Source organism: Lactobacillus apis (assembly GCF_002837055.1).
In the GTDB taxonomy this organism is placed as follows: Bacteria; Bacillota; Bacilli; order Lactobacillales; family Lactobacillaceae; genus Lactobacillus; species Lactobacillus apis.
In genome coordinates, this window is the sequence record NZ_PDKP01000056.1 from 1 (window position 1) to 899 (window position 899).

General features: G+C 36.9%; 1 protein-coding gene. It reads right to left on the bottom strand.

Features of this window, described 5'->3' with window-relative positions:
- Positions 1 to 525, bottom strand: a 525-nt coding sequence (locus CRG87_RS07865; protein WP_133125512.1) for an alpha/beta hydrolase, incomplete at its 3' end; no start/stop codon positions are given.
- Positions 526 to 899 lie beyond the last annotated feature (374 nt).

An 899-nucleotide genomic window follows, 5' to 3' on the forward strand; every position in this document is an offset into this window, starting at 1 on the left:
GTCAGGAACAGAGTAACCAAAGTATTTACGATAGTCAGCGTTAGTATAAGCAGCTAAAATTTGTTCACCCATTTGACCACCGGCACTGTCACCAACGATAAAGACATTGTCTAAGTCTAATTGATATTTAGTTGCGTTAGTTGGATCTGCTACCCAATGGAAGACGCGGTTGACGTCATCTAATTCACCTGGATAAACAACATCTGGTGCTAGGCGATAATTTGCATTTACTACTGCAAAACCCTCTTTAGCAAGTGCCATGCAGTAAAATTGATAGGTTTCTTTTGTACCGTATACCCAGCCACCGCCGTGAATGTTAACAATTACTGGTAGTTTAGCGTCTGTGCGCTTGCTTGGTAAATAGACATCAAGTAATTGATATTGAGGATCTTTACCGTAAGCAATGTCATCAAAGCGCTCTACTTCAGGGATGCTGGTAGGTAAGCCTTCATCACGCTTATCATCACCATCTTTAAAAGCTTTGCGCATCTCATCGACTAATTTTTGATAATTTACTTCTGCCATTTTAATGACTCCTTTTTGTGAAATCGCTTTATTAAAAACATTGTACTTCATTGAAAGGAAAAAGAAAGACCAAAAAAGCACCTCAAACTGGCAAACAAGGCTTTTTGCTGAAGTGCTTTCAAACATAAATTTAGTTAGAACGTAATTTTTTATTGAAAAGTTTATATATAAACAGTAAATACGAAATAACTTGGAAGGCTAGTTAGCTTTTTTTGCAATAAAAGCTTGATAAGCTTCATCTTCTTTGGTTGGAGTAACCGAGAAATCAGAAAAACGAAGGAAAGGCTGATGTAATTCACCTTCATCAACTTCAATTTCTGCCATTACAGTCGCATTACCAATTAATTCAACCCAATAGCTGTCATCTGTTTGAT